The sequence below is a fragment of the Streptomyces sp. CA-294286 genome (genome assembly GCF_050947155.1).
In the GTDB taxonomy this organism is placed as follows: Bacteria; Actinomycetota; Actinomycetes; order Streptomycetales; family Streptomycetaceae; genus Streptomyces.
Map to the genome: position 1 here is coordinate 2,876,239 of NZ_CP192005.1, position 24,422 is coordinate 2,900,660.

Here is a 24,422-nt window from a genome sequence, read left to right on the forward strand (position 1 = left end):
TCCTGCACTTATGCCGAACTTATGCCGGGCTGATGTATCGACTCGATACATCCAGACGATAGAACGACTGTCCCTGGACAACAAGGGCAGCCAGGGTGAACGGCGTCACATCACGGCCTCGTGACAAGCAACTTGCCTGATTTGGGGTGACCATCGGCACAGAGTGGGTTTTGAGCGTGCGTAGTCTGTGCGGCATGCAAAACACCGGGAGCCGCGTGACGCAAGGGGGCGTCGTGTTCCCGGCAGTAGCAAGGACCGGCCTGTGGGAGGGCCTGTCCGCATTTCGGGGGGACCGGAACTCAACTGCCGCTTCCAGGCGTACTCGCCTGCCCGAGGAGTAGTCGTTCGATGAGCGAGCACCGTCGCAAACCTCCGCAGCCGCAAGGTGGCGGACGTGCCGCGGCCAGGAAAGCCGCCCAGCAACCTTCGGGCCGCCGTGCGGCCCCGCCGTCCCGCGGCAGCGCCGCGGGGCCGCCGCCTGGTTCGTACCACCAGGAGGGTTCGTACGGGCAGGAACCGTCGTACGGAGGGAGGGCCGAGGCCCGTCGCGCCGCACAGCGGGGCGGAGGAGGCGGCCGACGTGGTGGGGGCCGGGGCGGCCCCGAGGGCCCCGGGCGCGGTCGCGGAAGGGGCGACGGCCCACAGAAGAAGCGACTCATCGACTACCCGCGCTCCACGAAGGACGGCTGGCAGCGCTTCGTGCCGTCGTGGAAGCAGATGGCCGGACTGTGCGTCGGCTTCATCGGCGCGCTCCTGGCCGCGAGCAGCATGGCCTACGCGTGGGTCGAAGTCCCCCAGGTCCATGCGGCGGCCAAGGCGCAGAACAACGTGTACTACTGGGACGACGGAGCACAGATGGTCGCGACCGGCGGAGAGTTCAACCGCCAGGTGCTCGACTACGACAAGATCCCCGACGCCATGAAGCACGCCGTCATCTCGGCGGAGAACAAGAGCTTCGAGAAGGACCCAGGGGTCGACCCCATGGGCATCCTGCGGGCGGTCGCCAAGATGGCCATGGGCGGCAACACCCAGGGCGGATCGACCATCACCCAGCAGTACGTCAAGAACTCCAGGCTCACTCAGGAGCAGACCCTGACCCGGAAGTTCACTGAGCTCCTCGTCTCCATCAAGGTCGGAGACGAACTCTCCAAAAAAGAGATCATGGCGGGGTACCTGAACGTCTCGTACTACGGACGGGGTGCCTACGGCCTGCAGGCCGCCGCCCAGGCGTACTTCGAGAAGGACGCCAAGGATCTCGACGCCAGTGAGTGCGCCTTCCTGGCAGCCGTGCTGAAGGGCGCCACCTATTTCGACCCCGCGGGCGCGCCGGCCATCGACCCGGAGGCCACCGCGGCCAAGAACAAGAAGCGGGCCGTGGACCGCTGGAACTGGATCCTCAACGAGCAGGTCAAGGACGGCAGGCTGACTCAGGCCGAAAGGGACAAGTACCCGACTTTTCCCAACGTCAAGCCGATAAGGAAGAACGCCAACCTGAGCGGCCAGATCGGATACCTGGTCGACCTCGCCAAGGCCAACTTCATCAACAAGAACGACCAGAACATTACCGCTGACAAACTGTCCCAGGGCGGCTACCACATCTACACCACTTTCAACAAGCAGAAAGTGAACAGCCTCGAAAAAGCCGTCAAGAACATCTACAAGAAGAACATCGATCCCCAGAAGCGGCCGAAGTACGACACTCACGTTCAGTTCGGCGGTGCGTCGGTCGATCCGAAGAACGGGAAGATCGTCGCGGTCTACGGCGGTGACGACGCGACGAAGCACTTCACCAACAACGCCGACCAGACGGGTGCCCAGGTCGGCTCGACCTTCAAGCCCTTCGTGCTGGCAGCCGCCATGCAGTACGGAAAGCGCAACCCCGCGGGCGGCAAGGAGCAGTCGGAGGACGAGCGGACACTCATCTCTCCGAAGAGCATTTACAACGGCGACAACAAGCTGAAGATCAAGCAGTACAACGGGGACGTCTGGCGGAACGAAGAGGGCAAGGAATGGCTCCAGACCAACGACGGTCAGGAGTCGTACGGGCCCATCAGCCTCCACAAGGCCATGGAGGTCTCCGCGAACTCGCCCTATGTGCAGCTGGGCATGGACGTGGGCATCGACAAGGTCCGTGAGACGGCCATCGACGCCGGACTGCTGGAGAGCAGCCTCACCAATTGGCAGAATCCGTCGTTCTCCATCGGCATTTCCGACCCGAGCGCGATCCGGATGGCCGGTGCGTACGCCACCTTCGCAGCCAGCGGCAAGCAGAACGATCCCTACTCGGTGACGAAAGTCGAACGAGGGGGGAGCGTCATCTGGGAGCACGAGGCGAAGCCCAGTAACAAGATCCCGGCCAACGTCGCCGACAACGTCACCGACGTGCTGAAGAACGTCGTGGAGAACGGCACCGGCAGTAACGCCCAGCTTCCGGGACGCGAGGTGGCCGGCAAAACGGGTACCACCGACGGCAACAGGTCAGCCTGGTTCGTGGGCTACACGCCGCAACTGTCGACTGCCATCGACATGTACCGGCTGGACGACAACGCCGAAAGCAAGAACCGTGAGTTCCTGAAGATGTTCAACACCGGCGGTCAGAAGAAGATCCACGGATCCTCGTTCCCGTCCGACATCTGGCACGACTACATGCTCGAAGCGCTCAAGGGTGCGGAGAAGATGACCTTCCCGGTGCCGGAGCCCATCGGCAAGACGGTTTACGGCGGTGGTGCCAAGAGCCCGGAGCCCACGCCCACCGAGATCCCCACGACCGCGCCTCCGACGACGGCGCCTCCGACCACCCCGCCCACGACGTCCCCGCCCACGACGCCTCCGGTCGAGACGCCGGGCGGCGGCGACGAGGAGTGCGACCCGTGGGACTGGAAGTGCAAGAACGACCCGGGCGGTGCCAACGGGGGCGGCGGCGCCGACGCCGGTGGTGGTGGTGACAACGGCGGCGGTGCGACGAAGACACCGTTCCCGCCGGACGGCGGGAACAACGGAGGCCAGAACGGAGGCGGCGGTGCCGCGGACGGCGGTGGCGGCAACGGCGGCGGCGGCTTCCTGGGCGGCAACGACGGCTAACGCCGCACCTTCGTCGCAGAATGCGCAGTAGCGGCGCCAGGCCCCGAGGGCCGTCGCACCAGCAACACGGTGCGGCGGCCCTCGCCCGTATTCCCGCACGACGGTGTTGCCTACCACGTACGGCGGTGTCTCCCGTACGGCCGGGAAGGGGCGTGCCGCAGCACCCACGTTCCACACAGGCCCGTACGGCAGGATGTCCCGCATGACGAGCGTGCACGAGGACCGGCCGGTACCACCCACGCGGCAGGACGAGGTCGCCGCCGCCGGCAGTGAGCTGATCGGCGGTCCCATCGGCCGGTGGGCCAGGACCGGCAGCAGCCGGCTCACACCCGTGCGGGTTGTCGCACTGGCGATGATCGGCATGTTCGCCCTCGGCATGGTGCAGAAACTGCCCTGCTACAACTGGGCCTGGTTCCAGGGAACCAGCTCCCAGTACACCCATGCCTGCTATTCCGACATCCCCCACCTCTTCGGCGGGCGGGGCTTCGCCGAGAACCTGATGCCCTACTTCGACCGGCTCTCCGGGGACATGAACTTTCTTGAGTACCCGGTCCTGACCGGACTGTTCATGGAAGTCGCGTCGTGGCTGACCCCGTCCGACGGCGACATCAAGTACCGCGAGCAGATCTACTGGATCGTCAACTGCGGCATGCTGATGATCTGTGCCGTCGTCATCGCCGTCTGCGTCGCCCGCACGCACCGCAGGCGCCCCTGGGACGGCCTTCTCGTCGCGCTGGCCCCCGCCTTCGCGCTCACCGCGACCATCAACTGGGACCTGCTCGCCATCGCCCTGACCGCCGCGGGAATGTTGATGTGGTCACGCGGTCGGTCGCTGGCCTTCGGCATCCTCATCGGACTCGCGACCGCCGCCAAGCTCTACCCCGTGCTGCTTCTCGGACCGCTGTTTCTGCTCTGCTGGAGAGCCGGCAAATGGCGTGAGTTCGGTGTCGCGACACTCGGCACAGCGGGCTCCTGGCTGCTGGTGAACCTGCCCGTCATGCTTCTCGCCCCCGAGGGCTGGAAGAAGTTCTACACCTTCAGTCAAGAACGCCAGGTCGACTTCGGTTCCTTCTGGCTGATCATCACTCAGCGCACGGGAAAGTCCTTCGAAGTGGAGAGCGTCAACACCTACGCCACGCTGCTCATGCTGCTGCTGTGCGCCGGAATCGGGTGGCTCACCCTCGCCGCTCCCCGCCGCCCCCGCTTCGCGCAGCTCGCCTTCCTGGTCGTTGCCGCGTTCATTCTCACCAACAAGGTCTACTCCCCCCAGTACGTCCTGTGGCTGATCCCCCTCGCCGCGCTCGCCCTGCCGCGCTGGCGGCACTTTCTCATCTGGCAGGCCTGCGAAGTCATGTACTTCCTCGGTATCTGGATGTACCTCGCTTTCACCACCAGCGGCGACAAACGCCAGGGCCTGCCCACCGACGGCTACCACCTCGCCATCGCCCTGCACCTCATCGGCACCTTGTACGTCTGTGCCGTCATCGTCCGCGACATCCTCCTGCCCGAACGGGACCAGGTTCGGCGCGACGGCTCCGACGACCCGTCCGGCGGCGTTCTCGACAGGGCCTTGGACGTCTTCGCCCTTGGTCGGACCGACCGTCGGCCCCAGCACACGGCGCAGCAGCTCCAGAGGCCCCGTGTGCAGTGGGGCGCCGGAAAGGGCACCCACACCGCGCCGGACTGAACCGGGCCTGCAACGGCACGGTCATCTCCGCGCACAGCAAGGCCGCCCGCGCAAAAGTGCACGGGCGGCCCTTTGTTTCACGTGAAACGCGCCCCCCTGTTTCACGTGAAACGCGACCCGCGTGTTGCACGTGAAACGACGATCAGCGATCCACCAGCCGGTCGAACTGCGTCGTAGTGTGCCGCAGATGAGCCACCAGCTCTTCGCCCACCTTCGGCTCCGTCGCGTCGGAGGGCACGAACAGGATGGACACCTGCATGTGCGGAGGTTCCGCGAACCAGCGCTGCTTGCCCGCCCACACGAACGGTGCCAGGTTCCGGTTCACCGTCGCCAGACCGGCCCGCGCCACCCCCTTCGCCCGTGGCATCATCCCGTGCAGCGCCTTCGGCGCCTCCAGACCCACGCCGTGCGAGGTACCGCCCGCGACGACCACCAACCATCCGTCGGACGCCACCTTCTGCTGCCGGTAGCCGAACCTGTCACCCTTGGACACCTGCGTCACGTCCAGCACCGCTCCGCGGTACTCCGTCGCCTCGTGGTCGCCCAGCCACAACCGGGTACCGATGCGCGCCCGGAACCGCGTCTGCGGGAACTGCTGCTGGAGCCGCGCCAGTTCCTCGGCCTTCAGATGGCTGACGAACATCGTGTGCAGGGGAAGACGGGCCGACCGCAGGCGGTCCATCCAGGCGATGACCTCCTCGACCGCATCCGAGCCATCCGTGCGGTCCAGCGGCAGATGTAGCGCGAACCCCTCCAGGCGCACGTCCTCGATCGCCGCGTGCAACAGCGCGAGCTCGGACTCCTTCACGCCGTGCCGCTTCATCGAGCTCATGCACTCGATGACGACCCGCGCGCCCACCAGGGCGTGCACACCGTCCACCGAGGACACCGAACGGATCACGCGGTCCGGCAGCGGCACCGGCTCCTCGCCCCGCCGGAACGGGGTCAGTACCAGAAGATCACCACTGAACCAGTCCTTGATCCGGGCAGCCTCGTACGTCGTCCCCACGGCCAGGATGTCCGAACCGAATCGTGTCACCTCCTCGGCGAGACGCTCGTGACCGAATCCGTAGCCATTGCCCTTGCAGACTGGAACCAGGCCCGGGAACTGCTCGATCACGGACTTCTGGTGCGCCCGCCAGCGCGCGGTGTCGACGTAGAGAGTGAGCGCCATCAGCCGGTCCGGAACCTTTCCCTTGCTGCGGTGAGTTGTGGTGTTGCCGAGGTACGAAGGCTGAGGTCAGCGACGTGACATATAGACATCGAGCGCCTTGTGGAGCAGCTTGTTGAGCGGGAAGTCCCATTCGCCGAGGTACTGCGCGGCCTCGCCGCCCGTACCCACCTTGAACTGGATCAGACCGAAGAGGTGGTCCGTCTCGTCCAGCGAGTCGGAGATGCCGCGCAGGTCGTAGACGGAGGCGCCCATCGCGTAGGAATCCCGAAGCATTCGCCACTGCATCGCGTTCGACGGACGCACCTCACGGCCGATGTTGTCCGAAGCGCCGTAGGAGTACCAGACGTGCCCGCCGACGACCAGCATCGTCGCTGCCGAGAGGTTCACTCCGTTGTGCCGGGCGAAGTACAGCCGCATCCGGTTCGGGTCCTCGGTGTTGAGGGCCGACCACATGCGCTGGAAGTACTCCAGTGGACGCGGCCGGAAATGATCGCGCACGGCCGTGATCTCGTACAGCCGCTGCCACTCGGCCAAGTCCTGGTAGCCGCCCTGGACCACCTCGACCCCGGCCTTCTCGGCCTTCTTGATGTTGCGCCGCCACAGCTGGTTGAAGCCCTTGTGGACCTCCTCCAGTGAACGGTTGGCCAGCGGCACCTGGAAGACGTACCGCGGCTGCGCATCACCGAAGCCGGCCCCGTCGTCCTCGCCCTGCTGCCATCCCATCTTCCGCAGCCGGTCCTGCACTTCGAAAGCGCGCGGCTCGATGTGGGTGGCTTCCACGTCGCGCAGACGCTTCACGTCCGGGTCCTGGATGCCTGCCTTGATAGCGGCGGCGTTCCAACGCCGGATGACGACGGGCGGACCCATCTTCACCGAGAAGGCGCCCTGTTGCTTCAGGTGGGCCAGCATCGGCTGCAGCCAGTCGTCCAGGTTCGGCGCATACCAGTTGATCACCGGGCCCTCGGGAAGATAGGCCAAGTAACGCTTGATCTTCGGCAGTTGGCGGTACAGCACCAAGCCGACACCGACCAGCTCGCCGGTGCGGTCGAACCAGCCCAGGTTCTCCGAGCGCCACTCCGCCTTCACGTCGGCCCACGCCGGGACCTGCATGTGGCTCGCCGCGGGCAGGCTCTGGAGGTAGGCCAGATGCTGCTCTCGGCTGATGGTCCTCAGGGTCAGGCTCGTCATGCGGGGCACTCCTCGGCAGCTGTGTCCCCATGGGGTCAGGGGCTCCGGCTCTCGCGCCGAAGCCTACTGCGCCACAGGAGCGCCCCGTCTGGCCCCGCCGGGCGGGCCCGAGGTAGAGCGGCCGACCCGCTGAGTCGCCGGTCAGCCCAGCACGCCGCCGAACAGCCCGCCGTGCGCCATGCCGAGGAAGAAGCCGAGAGCCGCTGCACCCAGCCCGATGATCGTGAAGAAGCGTTCCCGGGTCGTGGCGGAGATGAACAAGCCGTACCCACCGGTGACGATCCCGACCAGCCCCGCCCACGAACTCAGCAGGTGAAGATCGTGGAACATCGCCGTGACGAGGGCCAGCACACCCAGCACCAGCGTCACCGCCATCAGCGTGTCCTGGAGCGGATGGGGTTTCCCGTCGGTCGCGAAGAGGGAGACGGACGGACCGCGTCGCATTGCCTGCGCCATGAGGCACCTCCTGGCAGGAAGGCGGCGCACTGTAGCGCCGCTCACACCCGAGGTGTCCAGATTGCGGCCACTCGGGGCCCGATTTCAACCGGAAGCCTCTCTACGGGTACTCTGGACGGTCTGCACCGGTGTCACCCCTGCCCTCAACATCCCGAGGGTCCTTTCCCACGGGATTGTCAGTGGCAGTCGATACCGTTGCTTACGCATCACGACCCTCCTGCCACGGAACGACCGTGGCCGCTGAGTCCAAAGGAGGTGGGTTCCACATGCGTCACTACGAAGTGATGGTCATCCTCGACCCCGATCTCGAGGAGCGCGCTGTCTCCCCGCTGATCGAGAACTTCCTCTCCGTCGTCCGTGAGGGCAACGGAAAGGTCGAGAAGGTCGACACCTGGGGCCGTCGTCGTCTGTCCTACGAGATCAAGAAGAAGCCCGAGGGCATCTACTCGGTCATCGACCTGCAGGCCGAGCCTGCGGTCGTCAAGGAGCTCGACCGACAGATGAACCTGAACGAGTCGGTCCTCCGGACCAAGGTCCTCCGCCCGGAAATGCACTGAACTTCGGTTCAGCGCCCACCGGGTCCGAGTAGCACCCACCAGTAGCACCACAGCAGCCAGCAGCAATCCCCGCCGAGAGGTTCACCCATGGCAGGCGAGACCGTCATCACGGTCGTCGGCAATCTCGTCGACGACCCCGAGCTGCGCTTCACCCCGTCCGGTGCGGCGGTCGCGAAGTTCCGTGTCGCGTCCACTCCCCGCATCTTCGACAAGCAGACCAACGAGTGGAAGGACGGCGAAGGCCTCTTCCTCACGTGCTCGGTCTGGCGTCAGGCGGCGGAGAACGTCGCGGAGTCGCTCCAGCGAGGCATGCGCGTCATCGTGCAGGGCCGGCTGAAGCAGCGGTCCTACGAGGACCGTGAGGGCATCAAGCGCACGGTCTACGAACTGGACGTCGAAGAGGTCGGTCCCAGCCTGAAGACCGCCACGGCCAAGGTCACCAAGACCTCCGGCCGCGGCGCCCAAGGCGGCGGGTTCGGCGGCGGTGGCGGCCAGCAGGGTGGCGGCGGCAACTGGGGCGGCGGCTCCGGTGGCGGCCAGCAGGGCGGCGGAGCACCCTCCGACGACCCCTGGGCCTCCAGCGCGCCGGCCGGTGGACAGCCGCAGCAGGGCGGGGGCGGCTGGGGTGGAAACTCCGGCGCTTCCGGTTCCGGCGGCGGTGGCTACTCGGACGAGCCGCCCTTCTAAGGCAGCTCGAACTCCCACTTCTTGATCACACAGGAGAAACACCATGGCGAAGCCGCCTGTGCGCAAGCCTAAGAAGAAGGTCTGCGCGTTCTGCAAGGACAAGACCCAGTACGTGGACTACAAGGACACGAACATGCTGCGGAAGTTCATTTCCGACCGCGGCAAGATCCGTGCCCGCCGCGTCACCGGCAACTGCACGCAGCACCAGCGTGACGTCGCCACAGCTGTGAAGAACAGCCGTGAGATGGCGCTGCTGCCCTACACGTCCACCGCGCGATAAGGGAAGGGTGACCGACAGATGAAGATCATCCTGACCCACGAGGTCTCCGGCCTCGGCACCGCCGGCGACGTCGTCGACGTCAAGGACGGCTACGCTCGCAACTACCTGGTTCCCCGCGGCTTCGCGCTGCGCTGGACCAAGGGTGGCGAGAAGGACGTGGCGCAGATCCGCCGCGCCCGCAAGATCCACGAGATCGCGACCATCGAGCAGGCCAACGAGGTCAAGGCCAAGCTCGAAGGCACGAAGGTCAGCCTGGCCGTTCGCTCCGGCGACGCGGGCCGTCTCTTCGGTTCCGTCACCCCCGCCGACATCGCTTCCGCGATCGTCGCCGCTGGTGGCCCGAAGGTCGACAAGCGTCGCGTCGAGCTTGCCGCCCCGATCAAGACCCTCGGCTCGCACCAGGTCTCCGTGCGACTGCACGACGACGTGGCCGCGAAGCTCGGTGTCGAGGTCGTCGCTGCCTGAGTGCAGCACGCCCCGGCCTGAGAAGGTCTGAGCACGTGTGTGGGCCGCATCCCTCCGGGGATGCGGCCCACACACGTTTTCGGACGCGGCGTGGTGCTGCCCGGCCGCTTCGTTTCACGTGAAACATGGCGCGCTGCCTCAGCGGGTCGCTCCCGTGACAATCCAGCGTCCCGAGCGGGTCCGCCACCACAGAGTGGCCATCCGGACCGCCATCATCAGCACCATGGCCCACCACAGCGCGGTCAGTCCGCCGCCCAGTTTCGGCACCAGGAGCGCCACCGGTGCGAAGACCGCGAGCGTCGCGAGCATCGCCCAGGCCAGGTACGGTCCGTCGCCTGCCCCCATCAGTACGCCGTCCAAAACGTAGACCACCCCTGAGATCGGCTGACATACGGCCACCACCAGGAGAGCGGGCAGCAAGGCGTCACGTACCAGTTGGTCGCTTGTGAAGAGGGGCATGAACAGGGGGCGGGACACCGCGACCAGGATCCCCAGAACCACACCTGCCGCGATGCCCCACTCGACCATCCGACGGCAGGCGGCACGGGCCCCCTCCTCGTCGCCCGCACCCAGATAGCGGCCGATGATTGACTGGCCGGCGATGGCGATGGCATCCAGTGCGAAGGCCAGCAGGCTCCACAGCGTCAGGATGATCTGGTGTGCTGCCACGTCTGCGTCGCCAAGCCGGGCGGCGACCGCGGTGGTGAGGAGCAGAACCGCGCGCAGGGAGAGCGTTCGGACGAGAAGCGGGGCGCCCGCTCGCGCGGAGGCTCTTATGCCCGCGGCGTCCGGGCGCAACGACGCGCCGTGGCGCCGGGCGCCGCGGACCACCACCACGAGGTAGACGGCCGACATCGCCCACTGGGCGGCGACGGTGCCCCAGGCGGAGCCGGCGATGCCGAGTCCGAAGCCGTAGACGAGGAGCACGTTGAGGATGCCGTTCGCTGCGAACCCGCCGATGGCGACGTACAGCGGGGTCCTGGTGTCCTGGAGGCCGCGCAGCACTCCGGTGGCGGCCAGGACGACGAGCATGGCCGGGATACCGAGGCTGGAGATGCGCAGGTACGTGACGGCGTGCGGGGCGGCCGTTTCGGAGGCGCCGAAGAGCTCGATGAGGCCGGGGGCGGTGGGCAGGACGGCCGCGATGACCGCTGTGCCCAGCAGCATGGCGAGCCAGATGCCATCCATGCCCTGCCGGATCGCGGAGGCCAGGTCTCCGGCGCCGACGCGCCGGGCGACGGCCGCGGTGGTGGCGTAGGCCAGGAAGACGAAGATGCTCACGGCGGTGGTGAGCAGCGCCGAGGCGACGCCGAGCCCGGCGAGCTGGGGGGTGCCGAGATGGCCGACGATGGCGCTGTCGGCCATGAGGAACAGCGGCTCCGCGACGAGTGCGCCGAAGGCGGGAAGGGCGAGGGCGACGATCTCGCGGTCGTGCCGACGGCGGCCTGGTCTCGATACCGCAGGAGCCTGAGTCATGAGCTCAATCTAATCTTCCACAGGTAAGAGATGCAATGGGCCAGCAACCCTTACCAGGACGTGTTTTCGGGGCCTGCGCGCGTGCTTCCCGAGGTGATCTTGGTCGGGGTGGAGAAGTTTTTCTCCCCCACAGCCCGTGGATGGTGTTTTTGCAGGTCAGACGGCCCGCTACGGGAACGCTGTGAACTTGTCCACAATGCTGTCCCCCGCTCCGTGCACAGGTTCCGGGGGGTTCTCCACAGCCAGCGGTGAGTTTCTCACAGGGCCTGTGGATAACAAGATTGGCTGACGGTGCCCGCGGGCCTACCGTGGACCGGCGCCCGCCCTGTCTTCCGGCGCGGCCCGGCTCCGCAGAACCGGGGCTCGAACTGCCGATATCTGCCGGAAGCGGAAGTCGGGCGTCTCATTTGTCAGAGCCGTGCCGTAAGAAAGAGTGGCACAGCGAGGTCCGCGTCGCGGACGGGAGGAGGTGGGCCGGTGACTATTTCCGAGCCCTTGGACGACCCCTGGGCCGACAGCGGTCCCGGTGACCGTCTGCCCGCCCGCAAGCGAGGTGGCGACGGCGGCCGCGGCCGGGACGACCGGCACGACCGGGGCTCCGAAGGCGGTGGCTGGAGCGGTGGCGGCAGCGGCTTCGAGCGCGTACCGCCACAGGACCTCGACGCGGAGCAGTCGGTGCTCGGCGGCATGTTGCTCTCCAAGGACGCCATCGCCGATGTCGTCGAGGTTCTCAAGGGCCATGACTTCTACAAGCCCGCGCACGAGACGGTCTTCCAGGCGATCCTCGACCTGTACGCGAAGGGCGAGCCTGCCGACCCGATCACGGTCAGCGCCGAACTCACCAAGCGTGGCGAGATCACCAAGGTCGGAGGGGCCCCATACCTGCACACGCTGGTGCAGTCGGTGCCGACGGCCGCCAACGCCGAGTACTACGCGGAGATCGTCCACGAGCGTGCGGTGCTGAGACGCCTCGTCGAGGCGGGCACGAAGATCACGCAGATGGGATACGCGGGCGACGGCGACGTCGACGAGATCGTCAACTCCGCGCAGGCGGAGATCTACGCCGTCACCGAGCAGCGCACGTCGGAGGACTACGCTCCGCTCGGCGACATCATGGAGGGCGCACTCGACGAGATCGAGGCGATCGGTTCCCGCAGCGGTCAGATGTCCGGCGTGCCGACCGGGTTCACCGACCTGGACTCGCTGACGAACGGACTGCACCCGGGCCAGATGATCGTCATCGCGGCCCGTCCCGCCATGGGCAAGTCGACGCTGGCTCTCGACTTCGCACGGGCCTGCTCGATCCAGAACAACATGGCCAGCGTGATCTTCTCCCTCGAAATGGGCCGCAACGAGATCGCGATGCGACTGTTGTCGGCGGAGGCGCGGGTGGCACTGCACCACATGCGGTCGGGCTCGATGACGGACGACGACTGGACACGGCTCGCCCGCCGCATGCCGGACGTGTCGGCGGCACCGCTGTTCATCGACGACTCGCCGAACCTGTCGATGATGGAGATCCGCGCGAAGTGCCGTCGGCTCAAGCAGCGGCAGGACATCAAGCTGGTCATCATCGACTACCTCCAGCTCATGCAGGCGGGCGGCTCCAAGCGGAGCGAGAGCCGTCAGCAGGAAGTCTCGGACATGTCGCGAAACCTGAAGCTCCTGGCGAAGGAGCTGGAGGTGCCGGTGATCGCGCTGTCGCAGCTGAACCGTGGCCCCGAGCAGCGTACGGACAAGAAGCCGATGGTCTCCGACCTGCGAGAATCCGGTTCGATCGAGCAGGACGCGGACATGGTGATCCTGCTGCACCGTGAGGATGCGTACGAGAAGGAGTCGCCGCGGGCCGGCGAGGCGGACATCATCGTCGGCAAGCACCGTAACGGTCCGACGGCGACGATCACGGTGGCCTTCCAGGGCCACTATTCGCGGTTCGTGGACATGGCGCAGACGTGATCGGAGCCTGGAGGGGCTTGTGTCTCGGACCCACTTGAGGGTCGGAGTCGGACCCTGAACGGTCTGGACGCGTGCGCCTGGCGGGGTGCGGCCGAGGGGGGAGAGGCCGAGCAGCCGTGGGGGAAGGATGCGTCCGGTGCGTACGAGGGGTAGGGGTGGGGCATGACTTCTTCCGCGGCCGTACTTGCCGACGAGTCCGATCTTCCACTTCTGCTGCCCAGTACGCGGCGTGCTCTGCTGCACCGCGTGGCCGCCGCGCAGGCCGCGGGCCGGGTGCCGTCGCTGGCTGCGGCGGTGCAGCGGGACGGGCGGGTGCTGTGGAGCGGTGTGCGTGGGGCGGCTGCCGACGGGCGGGAGCCCGACGTGGACGTGCAGTACCGGATCGGGTCGATCACCAAGACGTTCACCGCGGTGCTGGTGATGCGGCTGCGCGACGAGGGACTGCTGGATCTCGCGGACCCGCTGGAGAAGCACCTTCCGGGGACGGGGGTCGGCGAGGTGACCGTCTTTCAGCTCCTCGGGCACACGGCCGGGTTGGCGGCCGAGACGCCGGGGCCGTGGTGGGAGCGCACGCCGAGCGAGCTGCGGCCCGGGTTGGGCGACGTCCTGGGCGACGTACGAGCGGAATCCGCGCGTCCGCATCCCGTAGGACGGGTGCACCACTACTCCAACCCCGGCTACACGCTGCTCGGCTCGCTCGTTGAGGCGGTGCGCGGGGTGTCCTGGGCGGAGGCGGTGCGGCGGGAGATCACGGAGCCGCTGGGGTTGACGCGGACGAGTGCGCAGCCGCAGTCGCCGTACGCGCAGGGCTGGGCGGTGCATCCGTGGGCGGACGTGCTGTTGGCCGAGCCGGTGGTGGAACTGGGGCTGATGGCACCTGCGGGACAGTTGTGGTCGACGGTGGGTGACCTGTGCCGGTTCGGTGCCTTTCTGGCAGCGGGCGACGAGCGGGTGCTGAGTGGGGAGTCGGTACGGGAGATGAGGGTGCCGGCCGCGCCTCTGGAGGCCGGTGGCTGGTCGGGGACGTACGGGCTCGGGGTGCAGGTCCTGCGGGTGGGCGGGCGTGAGCTGGTGGGACACGGAGGCTCTTTGCCGGGCTTCGTGGCAGGGCTGTGGGTGGATGCGGCGGACGGGGTGGCTGCTGCGGCGCTGGCCAATGCGACCTCGGGTACGGCGGCCGGGGCCCTGGCGGTTGAGGTGGTGTGCCTCGTGGCGGAGGCGGAGCCGCGTATCGCGGACGTGTGGGAGCCCCTGGCGGAGAAGGACGTGCACCAGGAGCTGCTGGAGCTGACGGGTGCTTGGTACTGGGGGACGGTTCCCTATGGCCTGCGCTTGCTCACCGGCCGGGGGTTCTCGCTGGAACGGCTGGACGGCGGTACGGGGCGGGCTTCGCGCTTTCGGGCGAGGCCGGACGGGACGTGGGTGGGGCTCGACGGGTACTACGCGGGGGAGACGTTGCGGGTGGTGCGCGGAGCCGGAGGCGCGGTGGGGGTCGCGCAGGGTGCGGTGAGCCATCTCGACCTGGGGTCGTTCGTCTTCACCCGGGAGCCGTACGAGGCGGGGGCGCCGATTCCGGGTGGTGTGGACGAGGGGGGGTGGCGCGGGATCGGATGAGGTGAGGAGCGGACCCCGGAGACGGGCGGGCAGTAAGAGGGCGCCGACAGCCGCCGTGGCGGCTATGGGCCGACCGTTCCGCAACGGCGGCCCCGGCGTCGACAGCTCGTCCCGCCGGTTCATGCCGTCGACAGTTCGCGCTCCAGGGGCGTCCGGAAGCGTGGAGTCACCCGTGCCCGTCCCAGCCAGGCGCTGAGCCGTTCCGCCTCCGCTTCGACGGCCGTCGTTGCCTCCGCGCCCCGGTCCGCCAGAAGTCGGCAGACGACCTCGCCGCCCGGCCGCTGTGCCCAGCCGCCGACGATCTCGCCGTTCCACCACACCGTCGGACCGATGTTGCCGGAGCGGTCGAAGAGCGACGCTCGGTGCTCGTCGGCGAGGTGGAAGCCGCGGTCGGCCCAGCCCATGGCGCTGGGGTCGAGGCCCGGGAGGAGGGCGGCCCAGGGTTCCGTTTCGGGCTCGGGGGCGGTGTCGTCGGGGGCCACGTGGGCTGCTCTGCCGTCTTCGAGTCGTACTTCCGTGGCGGCGGACGCGGTCAGGGCCTTGCGCACGTCGGCGAGGGTCCAGCCCGTCCACCACTTGAGGTCGGCTTCGGTGGCCGGACCGTAGGAGAGCAGCCATCGGCGGGTCAGTTCCGCTTTGGCCTCCGCGGCGGGCAGGTCGGGCCACGGTTCGCTCGCGGTCCAGCGGAACTGGCTGGAGGTCCAGGTGCCGCGCGGGCGGTCCCGGCGGATGCGGCCCTCGGCTGCCATGACGCGGAGAACCCGGGAGGCGACGCCCTGGACGGTCTCCCCTTTCTTGCCGGGGAAGACGGTGATCCTCGTACGGAGCGCGTCGGACGCGGCGGAGAGTTCGCTGCCGGAGGCGCTGCCGTGTGCGGCGAGGAGTGCGTGGACCTCGGCTTCGGCGGCTTCGAGCCAGGCGGCGTCGAGGCCGCCGTCGTCCTCGGCGAAGTGTTTGAGGAGGGTCCTGCGCTCCTTGGCGGCGATGGCACGGGCGGTGGAGGCGTAGACGTACGGGGCGAGTTCACGGGTGACGGCGAAGAGGGTGTTGCGCATGGCGAGGAGGCGAACGAGGGCGACGTCGTCGTACATCTCGCGTTCCAGGTCCTGGACCGTGCAGGAGGTGGTGCGTGCGGCGACGGAGAGGAACACGGTCGCCGCGTCGGTCGCGTGCAGGCCGACGAGGGCGTCGGCGACCGCTGCGGCGCTGGTGGCGCTGGCGGAAGGGGAGAGGCGGTGGCGGCGGCCGAGGCGGCGGCGGCGCTCGGCGGCGGTGAGCGTCGGGGTACGAGGCACCGGTGGAGCTCCTTCGAAGAGGTGGAGGTGAAGGGGCGGGGACTGCCGGTGGTACGGGCGCGGGGGGCCACCTCCGCCGCCGGTACGGGCCCGCACCGGCCCGCCCGGCCGCGTTCGCGGTGTTCAGAGAGTGAGTTTGAAGCCCACGTGGGAACCGGTGAAGCCGAGCCGTTCGTAGAAGCGGTGAGCCTCGGTGCGGGTGGCGTCGGAGGTGAGCTGAACCAACTGGCAGCCGCGCGAGCGGGATACGGCGATCGCCCACTCGATGAACCGGGTGCCCAGGCCGGTGCCACGGGCGTCCTCGTGGACGCGTACGGCTTCGATGATCGAGCGGGTGGCGCCCTTGCGGGAGAGTCCGTGAATGATCGTCAGCTGGAGCGTGCCGACGACCCGCCCGGCCAGTTCGGCGACGACGACGTACTGGTTCGGGTCTTCCTTCAGCCCCTTCAGGGCGGCGATGTACGGAGTGAGATCGTCCGGGGATTCGCGGTGTGCGCCGAGCGAGTCGTGGGCGAGCATCGCGACGATCGCGGGCAGGTCTGCCTCGGCCGCCGGGCGTATCGACAGGGTGGACAGCTGGTCGCCCGGAACGGCGCTCTCTTCGGTCATGAGCGCAGAATACGCAGCTCAGACCGGGGTGCGCAGCTCTTCCACCGCGCGCACCAGGGGCGCGAGTCCGACGTTCTCGGCGGTGCCGACGAGGGCTTCGCGCAGGGCGGTGTCGTGCGTGGGGCGGGCTCCGGCGAGGAGGGCGCGGCCGGTGCGGTTCATTTCGTCGACGGGTACGGCCTCGGGGGTCGACCCCGGCGCGCCCCTGATGACCGTGCTGGGTGCCCGCGTCTCCCGTGAGCGGATCTGACGCTGCTGAGGGAGGTCTTCGTCGCGGGCAACGTGCTTTTCGCCGTCGCGCCTGCCTTCGACCGGATGCCGGCCGGACGTGTGGCCGCCCCCTGCGCACGGCGCCTTCTTCGGGGACGGCCCGGTCGTGGCGGCCGGGTTGGTCGCGCCGCAGAAGATGGCCGGGCCATCGCGATGTTGTCCCCGGACTGTCCCGGGGCCTGACGCCCGCCCATGTGGTCGGGGCGGCGGCCCCGGCACGTACCTCGGGCAGAGTGCGGGCCGGCGGATCGCTTTCCTCGTCGTCGCCGTCCCGGGGCGCTCGGCCTGGCGGGAGTCGCCGCGCCGGCGCCCCGAGCAACCGAAACCCGAGGGCAGGCGGCTGCGCGACGGTGTGGCCGCCTTCCGCAGCGTGCTGTGTCGGGCGGGCGGTATACGTACGGCCCGAAGCCGGGAGGTACGTACGCAGCATGGGTGCGTACGTACGAACCGGGGGTCGTGTACGGACGAAACAGCGGTGGTTGCACAGGCATGACGGGCAGGTACGTACGGGTCACCGGCGTCTGCGTGCGGGGCCGAGGCCCATGTACGGCCCAGCGGCACGAAGGTACCGAGGGCCGTACGTACGCCCTCAGCCGGTTGCCGTCGACAGTGGGGCGAATCGGCGGTGGGAGTCCCCGGGGAGGTCGGGCGCGCCGTACGTCATGACGGTTTGGCGGCCTGCCGTGGTCAGGCCGTGGGAGCGCAGCCAGTCGCACAGCTGAGTGTGGTGCTCGTCGACGTCGATGCGGAGCGGACGGTCGGTGCCGGCCGCGAGGGACGCGACCAGCGCCTTCGCTGTGTCGGTGTCGTGGGCGATCAGCGGCCCCACGGTATGGCTCTCCCCGTCGGGCCAGGCGGCCGCGTAGCCGAGGAGGCCGGTTCGGTCCTCGGCCACGCGCAGTTGGTCGGCGAAAGCGGGCAGCCTGGCGATCATGGCTGTGCGGTCATGGCCGAAGACCTCCGTGTCCAGCCGGATGAGGGCGGCGAGGTCGGCTGGGGACGCGGGACGGGTGGCGATCGAGGGCGGCGGGCCCGCGGAGCGGAAGTGGCCGCGGAGGGTTTCGGCGTGGCCGGCCGTGGCGAATCCGAGCCGGGTGTAGAGACGCCGGCCTTCCTCTGTGGCGTAGAGCGACACCTGCGCGCGGCCCGCCTGGGCGAGGGCGTGCCGCATCAGGTGGAGGCCGAGTCCCTGCCGGACGTGCCGCTCGGCGACCAGGACCATGCCGACCACGGCGTACGCGGGGCCGCGTGGGGCGTCGGCGCCGTACGCGGTGAGGGTGCAGGCAGCGATGAGGGATGTGCCGCCGGCCACCGGGTCGTCGATGCCGTAGCCGGTGCCGGCGGTGAGCAGCAGTCCCCATTTGTGCTCGGTACGTGGCCAGTCCCGGTCTTCGCCGAGGTCGGCGCAGACGGCGAGGTCGCGCAGGGTGAGGCGGCGAACGGGGAGCTCGACGAGCGGCGTGGGCATGGGAGCCAGGCTGTCGGAAGCTGTGATCGTCCGTCCAGCGCTTTAGCGGGCGATGTTTCACGTGAAACACCGCCGGGTGGTGTGCCGGGGCTCCAGGGGAATGGTGTCGCCGTTCCTGGGAATGCGCTGCCACGGACCGAAAGGCCGCAGGGCGGGTCGCGACACGGAGCGAAAGCAGCCTAGAGCCAACGAGAGATCGGAAACCAGGACTTCCCGGTCTTCGCCCGTTCTGAGGGACGGGCTGGCACGCTGCGATGACGGGAACTGCGGCCGACGCGCAGCCTTTCCGCCTTGCTCTGATTGAGGGAGAAGTGCGACCACATGACGTTCGAGGCGAGGCACGGAATGGATGCTCTGTCCACCCCGGCGGCTGGGAACAGCAGCGCGGCCGGAGAAGAGGGCGGGAACGACGAGGCGGGCACCGGCGACATGGCCGGCGCTTTGTCTGCGCCCGCCGCCCTCGGCACGTCGCACGCGCTCAGTGCAGTCGGCGCGCCCGCCGCACCCGTCGGCGGGACCGGCCCCAGTGAGCCCGCCGTGCCCGTCGAGGGGCCCGGCCCCGTGTCCATCGGTCCCGCGACGCCCGGCGTTCCCGCTACGACCGCGCCCGCTGCTCCCGAGCGCGCCGCGGCTCCGGGGCGCGAGCCGGAGTCCGGCACCGGCCTCGCACCGAGCCCTCCCGACGGCGTGCGGCCGGCGGGGCGGCCCTCTGCGGACGCACTTCGGGTGCGGCGCACCCTGGCCGAGATCGAGCCTGTCGCCGACCGGGCGACCTCGTACTTCTACGCGCTGCTGTTCCTGCGCCATCCCGCCCTGCGGGACCTGTTCCCGCCGGCGATGGACACCCAGCGGGACCGCCTGTTCAAGGCGCTCCTGACGGCGGCCGAGCACATGGACGATCCGCGGGCCCTCACCGGGTACCTGCGTCAACTGGGCTCCGGCCACCGCAAATACGGCACGCAGTCCGCCCACTACCCGGCCGTCGGCGAAGCCCTGATCGGGGCGTTGGCCCGGTACGCGGAGACGGTCTGGGACCGGGAGACGGAGGCCGCGTGGGTGCGTGCGTACACGGCGATCTCGCAGATCATGATCGACGCGGCGGCGGAGAGCGAGCTCAGGTCCCCCGCCTGGTGGCAGGCGGAGGTGGTCGCGCACGATCTGCGTACCCCGGAGGTGGCGGTGCTGACACTGCGCCCCGACCAGCCGTATCCCTTCCTGGCGGGGCAGTACACGAGCCTGGAGACGCCGTGGTGGCCGCGGATCTGGCGGCACTACTCGTTCGCTGCGGCGCCCCGCGCGGACGGTTTGCTGACACTGCACGTGAAGGCCGTTCCGGCGGGGTGGGTGTCCAACGCGTTGGTGCACCGGGCCCGGCCCGGGGACGTGTTGCGGCTGGGCCCGCCCGCCGGGTCGATGACGGTGGACCACACGACGGACAGCGGGCTTCTCTGCATCGGCGGAGGCACCGGCATCGCGCCGATCAAGGCGCTGGTCGAGGACGTGGCGCAGCACGGCGAGAGGCGACCGGTGGAGGTGTTCTACGGAGCGCGCACCGACTACGCCCTGTACGACATCGACACCATGCTGCGTCTGGCGAAGTCGCATCCGTGGTTGTCGGTGCGCCCGGTGGTCGACGACCGGGCACGGTTCCCGGAGGCGGTCCGGCGGTTCGGCCCGTGGACGTCGTACGACGCGTATCTCGCGGGGCCGCCCGGCATGATCCGCAGCGGGCTCCACGCCCTCCGGACGGCGGGCATACCGGGCAGTCGGATACGTCACGACTCGGTCGAGGAACTGGTGGCCGCCGCGGGTTAGACCGGCCCGGGGGCGGGCCGCCGACCGGGATCGCGAAAGCCGGGCCGAAGGGATCAGCCCAGGTCAGGGGCGAGCAGTGCGCGTACACCCTCGATGTTGCCGTCGAGGTAGTGGCGCAGGGACAGCGGTACGAGGTGTACGGCGGCGATGCCGACCCGGCTGAACGGGATGCGGACGATCTCGTACTCGCCCAGCGGTTCGTCGACCTCGGGGCCGTGGCGGCGCGCGGGATCCATGGACTCCAGGCGGCAGACGAAGAAGTGCTGCACCTTCGCGCCGGGGAGCCCGTCCCCGGTGATGTGCTCGACGGTGTCGACGAAGCAGGGCACCACATCGGTGACCTTCGCCCCGAGTTCCTCGTCGACCTCGCGGTGGAGGGCGTCGACGACCGTGGTGTCCTCGGGCTCGACTCCGCCGCCGGGGGTCACCCAGTACGGGTCGACGCCGGGCTTGGTGCGTTTGATCAGGACGAGGTTCTCGCCGTCGAGGAGCACGGCGCGTGCGGTGCGCTTGACCACGGGACGTTCGGTCATGGCAATAACGTGGCCCGCCGGGGGCCCTCCGAAACTCTCTTGCCCCTGTTGGCCCTCCGCCGGTCAGCGGCCGAGAAGCCCGAGGGGGAGGTTCAGCACCAGTCGCCGGCCGCGCGCAGCAACCATTCGTGGGCCCGTGCGATGTGCGGGCGAGCGAGCGTTCCGGCGCGCACCGCGAGGAAGTAGGTGCGCAGCGGAGGGACGGCGGGCTCGTGCAGAGCCACCACCTCGCCCCTCGCGAGTTCGTTCGCGCACAGGTAACGCGGCAGGACGGCGAGGCCCGCGCCCGCGGCCGTGGCGGTCAGGACGGCACGCAGGTCGGGGGCGACGACGGTGCCGGCCGCGGCGGGCGGGGTGTCGAACACGGCGGCCCAGTACCGGGCGACGAGCGGCAGGCTCTCGTGCACCTCGACCACCGGGAGCTGCTCCAGGACGACGGCTCCCTTGACCGCGAGGAGTTCGGGGGTGAGGTGCTTCGCCCAGCGGGGGGCGGCGACCAGGACGTGCTCCTCGTCGCACAGGGCGGTGGCGGTCAGCAGTCCGCCGCGCGGACGGTCCGTGGTGAGGGCCAGGTCGTGGTGTCCGTCGGCGAGGCCGGCGAGGTTCTCCTCGGAGTTGCCGAAGGAGACCCGCAACGCGAGGCCCTGTGCGGTGAGCGGGGACAGTGCGGGCAGGGCGCGCAGCGAGGTGAACTCCGGAGGGCCGGCCAGGTGCAGGGTGCGTACGCCGGTGTGGTCGTCGAGTCCGGTCTCGGTGATCTCGACGAGTGCGTCGAGATGGGGTGCGGCCCGGTGCGCGAGTTCGTCGCCGATGGCGGTGGGGGTGACGCCGCGGGCCCGGCGCAGGAAAAGCGGGCGGCCCAACTGCCGCTCCAAGGTGCGTATCTGGGCGGTGACCGCGGGTTGGGACAGGCCGAGGAGGGCTGCGGCCCGGGTGAAGGAGCCGGCCCGGTGGACCGTGACGAAGGTGCGCAGCAGGGCGAGATCCATATCGTGCCTTCCGCATTGCGCGGTGCCCGGCCGCCGGTGCCGGGGGCGGGTGTCCGCCCGTTCCGTCCCGCCGTCCGGACACCGTGGTCCGGTCCCCGCCGGTGTTCCCGAAGACGCAGTATAAATATGTCGATAGGTCTCTGTCGCTGGCGTGATTGGACACTGACGCACAGTCAACTAGCCTTGTGCAGGCGGTTCTCCGCGCGCAGAACCGGGACGGTCCGAGCCACGAGGGGGGAGGCTCGGACCGTCTGTCCTACGCCAGTAGGCTACGCGGCGCTACTCATCCGACCGCCGCGTCGAGCGACCGCAGCACGTCCACGATCAGGTTGTCCGCGTCCTCCGCACCCACCGACAGCCGGATGAATCCCTCCGGCACGGCGTCGCCGCCCCACCGTCCGCGTCGCTCGGCCGTGGACCGCACGCCGCCGAAGCTCGTCGCGTCGTCGACCAGCCGCAGGCCGTCCAGGAACTTCTCCGCGAACTCCCTGTCGGGCAGCGTGAAGGACACCACGCAGCCGAAACGCCGCATCTGTCGCGAGGCGGTCGGGTACGCGGGGTCTTCGGGCAGCCCGGGATAGCGAAGGTCACGTACGACAGGGTGCGCCCGCAGCGCGGTGGCCAGTGCGAGGGCGGTGGCGCCCTGTCGGTCGGCGCGCAGTTGGAGGGTGGCCAGGGAGCGGTGGGCGAGCCAGGCTTCCATCGGGCCGGGGATCGCGCCGACGACCTTGCGCCAGCGCCGTACCCGTGCCGCCAGCTCGGCGTCCCGGCAGGTCACGTAACCCAGCAGGATGTCGCCGTGACCGGTGAGCCCCTTGGTTCCGCTCGCGACCGAGAAGTCGGCGCCCAGGTCCAGGGGTCGCTGACCGAGCGGGGTGGCGAGGGTGTTGTCGACGGCGACCAGGGTGCCCGCCTCGTGGGCGGCGTCGGCGAGGAGCCGGATGTCGCAGACGTCGAGGCCGGGGTTGGACGGCGACTCGATCCACAGCAGCCGCGCCCCGGTGAGGTGGGCGATCTGTGCTTCTCCCGCGGTGGGTGCGGTGCGCACCTGAACCCCGTACGCCTCCAGCTGCTCCCGTACCAGGGGCAGTGCCTGGTAGCCGTCGTCGGGGAGGACCACCGTGTCCCCGGCTTTCGCCTGGGAGAGCAGTACGGCGGAGACGGCGGCCATGCCGGAAGCGAAGACGACGGTGTGGGCGGCCTGGCCCCCGTTCTCGGTGGGCGGGGCCTCCAGCTCACCGATGGCCCGTTCCAGGTGGGTCCAGGTCGGGTTCTCGTCGCGGCCGTAGGTGTACGGGCCGGTGGGCTCTCCGGGCAGGTGGAAGTGCGCGGCGAACACAGGGCCGGGAAGCGTCGGTTCATATGCCTCGGGCTCGGGCAGTCCGGCCCGCACGGCCCGGGTGCCGTCGCCGTCCTCGTTGGACATCGGCATCGGCTCAGTCCCTTCCGTCGGGGAGCAGCATGTTCAGCGCCCAGGAGACGACGCTGATGATCAGCGCACCGAGGACCGCCGTCCAGAAGCCCTCCACGTGGAAGGCGAGGTCGAACCTGTCGGCCAACCACGACGTCAGCAGCAGCATCAGCGCATTGACGACCAGTGTGAACAGCCCGAGCGTGAGTACGAACAGTGGGAAGGACAGAAGCTTCACCACCGGCTTGACCAGGAAGTTCACCAGCCCGAAGAGTAGGGCGACGACGATCAGCGTGCCGACCTCACGGCCGGTGCTGTCACCGTCGAGCGTGATGTCCCGGACGAGCCACACGGCCACCCAGAGGGCCACCGCGTTGGCGATCGTCTTGACTGCGAAATTCATCATGTGTCTGATCGTGGCAGAGATGATCGCCCCGGACAGGCAAGGAGCGATCACACGGCGAGGAGCGGAACGAGCATGAAGGCATTCCGACTGGACGAGCTGGAGGCGGAGCGCGCCGCCAACGACGGCGCGTATCTGCAGTTCCTCAAGGAACGGAACATGTCGGCCGGCCTGTACGCGCTCGATGCAGGCGACACGGATCCGCAGGCGCCGCACAACGAGGACGAGATCTACTTCGTCGTCAGCGGTCGGGCGGCGATCACGGTCGGCATGGAGACGACGCAGGTGGCGCGGGGCAGCGTGGTCTACGTACCAGCCGGGACGGCGCACAAGTTCCATCACATCTCGGAGGACTTGAGGGTTCTGGTGATGTTCTCCCCGCCCGAAAGCTGAGTGCATCCCGCCCGTCCGGCGCCACCGGACCCCGGGGTGTTTCACGTGAAACACCCCGGGACCCTAGGGGGCGGATCAGGGGTCTTCAAGGGATTCCGGCCCTCCGCGCGAGCGGTCCCCCGCCTAGCATCGAAGCCAAGGAACCACCACTGCGCCGGGCGGAACCCGGGCTGAGGGAGAGGCAAGAAAATGGCTGCACGGGAAATATTCGCGGGTCTGCCGGGCTGGGTGAAGTGGATCGCGATCCCGGCGCTGGTTCTGCTGGTCTTCGGCGGCACGATCCTGGCCGCGATCGGCGCTCTGGTCGGCCTGTTGTTCAAGCTGCTGCTGCTGGTGGCACTGGTCGGCGGTCTGATCTACGTCGTCCGGCGGTTCATGGCGTCCTCCTCGACCGGGGGCTCCTCCCGCGGTGACTGGTAGCCAGTGACTGATAGCCCGTGCGGGCGTTAGCCCGCCGGGGGGAATTTGGCACCCGAAAGCAACTGAGCCCCGGGGACCGGCAGTTAGGGTGGAAAACCGCTGCCGTCACCCGGGAGTCCCGCTCCCCGGCGACCGCGTTGCCCCTCGGGACCCCGGGAGTGCCCCATGGCCACGGCCCAGCCCAGAGCTCAGACG

At 69.0% G+C, this 24,422-nt stretch carries 22 protein-coding genes and 1 pseudogene; 11 read left to right on the forward strand and 12 right to left on the reverse strand.

The features are described from left to right. Positions 1-348 precede the first annotated feature (348 nt). On the forward strand, positions 349-3,081 hold the full coding sequence (locus ACQPZG_RS17545; protein WP_433546694.1) for a transglycosylase domain-containing protein: 2,733 nt from the start codon (positions 349-351) through the stop codon (positions 3,079-3,081). A 202-nt stretch (positions 3,082-3,283) separates the two neighbouring features. Then, entirely contained in the window at positions 3,284-4,768 is a 1,485-nt protein-coding gene (locus ACQPZG_RS17550; protein WP_433546695.1) for a glycosyltransferase family 87 protein, read from the forward strand. A 142-nt stretch (positions 4,769-4,910) separates the two neighbouring features. Here the strand turns inward: ACQPZG_RS17550 and ACQPZG_RS17555 are convergent, their stop codons facing one another. From ACQPZG_RS17555 to ACQPZG_RS17565, 3 genes are all read right to left on the reverse strand, one after another. Next, positions 4,911-5,942: an alanine racemase gene (locus tag ACQPZG_RS17555; protein WP_433546696.1), complete on the reverse strand. Its 1,032-nt coding sequence runs from the start codon at positions 5,940-5,942 to the stop codon at positions 4,911-4,913. 66 nt (positions 5,943-6,008) lie between these two features. Continuing rightward, positions 6,009-7,130 carry a lipid II:glycine glycyltransferase FemX gene (locus tag ACQPZG_RS17560; protein WP_433546697.1) on the reverse strand — a complete coding sequence of 374 codons (1,122 nt, stop codon included), beginning with the start codon at positions 7,128-7,130 and terminating at the stop codon, positions 6,009-6,011. Positions 7,131-7,271: 141 nt separating this feature from the next. Then, entirely contained in the window at positions 7,272-7,586 is a 315-nt protein-coding gene (locus ACQPZG_RS17565; protein ID WP_433546698.1) for a hypothetical protein, read from the reverse strand. Between the two features lie 266 nt (positions 7,587-7,852). Between ACQPZG_RS17565 and rpsF the strand changes: the two genes are divergently transcribed. The 4 genes from rpsF (at position 7,853) to rplI (ending at position 9,575) form a co-directional block, all read left to right on the forward strand. Beyond that, positions 7,853-8,143: a 30S ribosomal protein S6 gene (gene rpsF / locus ACQPZG_RS17570; RefSeq protein ID WP_016644628.1), complete on the forward strand. Its 291-nt coding sequence runs from the start codon at positions 7,853-7,855 to the stop codon at positions 8,141-8,143. Positions 8,144-8,230: 87 nt separating this feature from the next. After that, positions 8,231-8,830 (forward strand): single-stranded DNA-binding protein, encoded by a 600-nt coding sequence (locus ACQPZG_RS17575; protein WP_433546699.1) that lies wholly within the window; start codon positions 8,231-8,233, stop codon positions 8,828-8,830. 43 nt (positions 8,831-8,873) lie between these two features. Beyond that, complete coding sequence (rpsR, locus tag ACQPZG_RS17580) at positions 8,874-9,110, forward strand: 30S ribosomal protein S18 (RefSeq protein WP_003967857.1); 237 nt, start codon at positions 8,874-8,876, stop codon at positions 9,108-9,110. A gap of 18 nt (positions 9,111-9,128) precedes the next feature. Then, a complete protein-coding gene (rplI, locus tag ACQPZG_RS17585; protein WP_185032466.1) occupies positions 9,129-9,575 on the forward strand; it encodes a 50S ribosomal protein L9 in 447 nt (148 codons plus the stop codon). A 138-nt stretch (positions 9,576-9,713) separates the two neighbouring features. Here rplI and ACQPZG_RS17590 read toward each other — a convergent pair whose 3' ends face one another. Continuing rightward, positions 9,714-11,051, reverse strand: coding sequence for an MATE family efflux transporter (locus tag ACQPZG_RS17590; RefSeq protein ID WP_433546700.1), 1,338 nt, complete (start codon positions 11,049-11,051; stop codon positions 9,714-9,716). A gap of 495 nt (positions 11,052-11,546) precedes the next feature. Here ACQPZG_RS17590 and dnaB point away from each other — a divergent pair, with 495 nt between their 5' ends. Both dnaB and ACQPZG_RS17600 read left to right on the forward strand, forming a co-directional pair. Next, on the forward strand, positions 11,547-13,007 hold the full coding sequence (gene dnaB / locus ACQPZG_RS17595) for a replicative DNA helicase (protein WP_433549446.1): 1,461 nt from the start codon (positions 11,547-11,549) through the stop codon (positions 13,005-13,007). A gap of 162 nt (positions 13,008-13,169) precedes the next feature. Continuing rightward, on the forward strand, positions 13,170-14,621 hold the full coding sequence (locus ACQPZG_RS17600) for a serine hydrolase domain-containing protein (RefSeq protein WP_433546701.1): 1,452 nt from the start codon (positions 13,170-13,172) through the stop codon (positions 14,619-14,621). Between the two features lie 119 nt (positions 14,622-14,740). Here the strand turns inward: ACQPZG_RS17600 and ACQPZG_RS17605 are convergent, their stop codons facing one another. The 4 genes and pseudogenes from ACQPZG_RS17605 to ACQPZG_RS17620 all read right to left on the reverse strand — a co-directional run bounded on the left by ACQPZG_RS17605 (position 14,741) and on the right by ACQPZG_RS17620 (position 18,263). Further along, complete coding sequence (locus tag ACQPZG_RS17605) at positions 14,741-15,916, reverse strand: winged helix DNA-binding domain-containing protein (RefSeq protein ID WP_433546702.1); 1,176 nt, start codon at positions 15,914-15,916, stop codon at positions 14,741-14,743. Between the two features lie 123 nt (positions 15,917-16,039). Continuing rightward, positions 16,040-16,492: an N-acetyltransferase family protein gene (locus ACQPZG_RS17610; RefSeq protein WP_433549447.1), complete on the reverse strand. Its 453-nt coding sequence runs from the start codon at positions 16,490-16,492 to the stop codon at positions 16,040-16,042. A 51-nt stretch (positions 16,493-16,543) separates the two neighbouring features. Beyond that, a pseudogene (locus tag ACQPZG_RS17615) lies at positions 16,544-16,675 on the reverse strand (MarR family transcriptional regulator); the annotation flags it as partial. Between the two features lie 709 nt (positions 16,676-17,384). Beyond that, the gene (locus ACQPZG_RS17620; RefSeq protein WP_433546703.1) at positions 17,385-18,263 is read right to left on the reverse strand and encodes a GNAT family N-acetyltransferase; all 879 of its coding nucleotides are present in this window, start codon (positions 18,261-18,263) and stop codon (positions 17,385-17,387) included. A 321-nt stretch (positions 18,264-18,584) separates the two neighbouring features. Here ACQPZG_RS17620 and ACQPZG_RS17625 point away from each other — a divergent pair, with 321 nt between their 5' ends. Next, positions 18,585-20,078, forward strand: a complete 1,494-nt coding sequence (locus tag ACQPZG_RS17625) for a globin domain-containing protein (RefSeq protein WP_433546704.1) — start codon at positions 18,585-18,587, stop codon at positions 20,076-20,078. 53 nt (positions 20,079-20,131) lie between these two features. Here ACQPZG_RS17625 and ACQPZG_RS17630 read toward each other — a convergent pair whose 3' ends face one another. The 4 genes from ACQPZG_RS17630 to ACQPZG_RS17645 all read right to left on the reverse strand — a co-directional run bounded on the left by ACQPZG_RS17630 (position 20,132) and on the right by ACQPZG_RS17645 (position 23,417). Then, positions 20,132-20,611, reverse strand: coding sequence for an NUDIX domain-containing protein (locus tag ACQPZG_RS17630; protein WP_433546705.1), 480 nt, complete (start codon positions 20,609-20,611; stop codon positions 20,132-20,134). A 92-nt stretch (positions 20,612-20,703) separates the two neighbouring features. Beyond that, positions 20,704-21,600, reverse strand: coding sequence for a LysR family transcriptional regulator (locus ACQPZG_RS17635; protein ID WP_433546706.1), 897 nt, complete (start codon positions 21,598-21,600; stop codon positions 20,704-20,706). Between the two features lie 283 nt (positions 21,601-21,883). Beyond that, positions 21,884-23,032 (reverse strand): cystathionine gamma-lyase, encoded by a 1,149-nt coding sequence (locus ACQPZG_RS17640; RefSeq protein ID WP_433546707.1) that lies wholly within the window; start codon positions 23,030-23,032, stop codon positions 21,884-21,886. Positions 23,033-23,036: 4 nt separating this feature from the next. Next, positions 23,037-23,417, reverse strand: coding sequence for a phage holin family protein (locus ACQPZG_RS17645; RefSeq protein ID WP_433546708.1), 381 nt, complete (start codon positions 23,415-23,417; stop codon positions 23,037-23,039). A gap of 72 nt (positions 23,418-23,489) precedes the next feature. Here ACQPZG_RS17645 and ACQPZG_RS17650 point away from each other — a divergent pair, with 72 nt between their 5' ends. Next, the gene (locus ACQPZG_RS17650; protein ID WP_433546709.1) at positions 23,490-23,807 is read left to right on the forward strand and encodes a cupin domain-containing protein; all 318 of its coding nucleotides are present in this window, start codon (positions 23,490-23,492) and stop codon (positions 23,805-23,807) included. 189 nt (positions 23,808-23,996) lie between these two features. Next, a complete protein-coding gene (locus tag ACQPZG_RS17655; protein WP_433546710.1) occupies positions 23,997-24,227 on the forward strand; it encodes a DUF5326 family protein in 231 nt (76 codons plus the stop codon). Positions 24,228-24,422 lie beyond the last annotated feature (195 nt).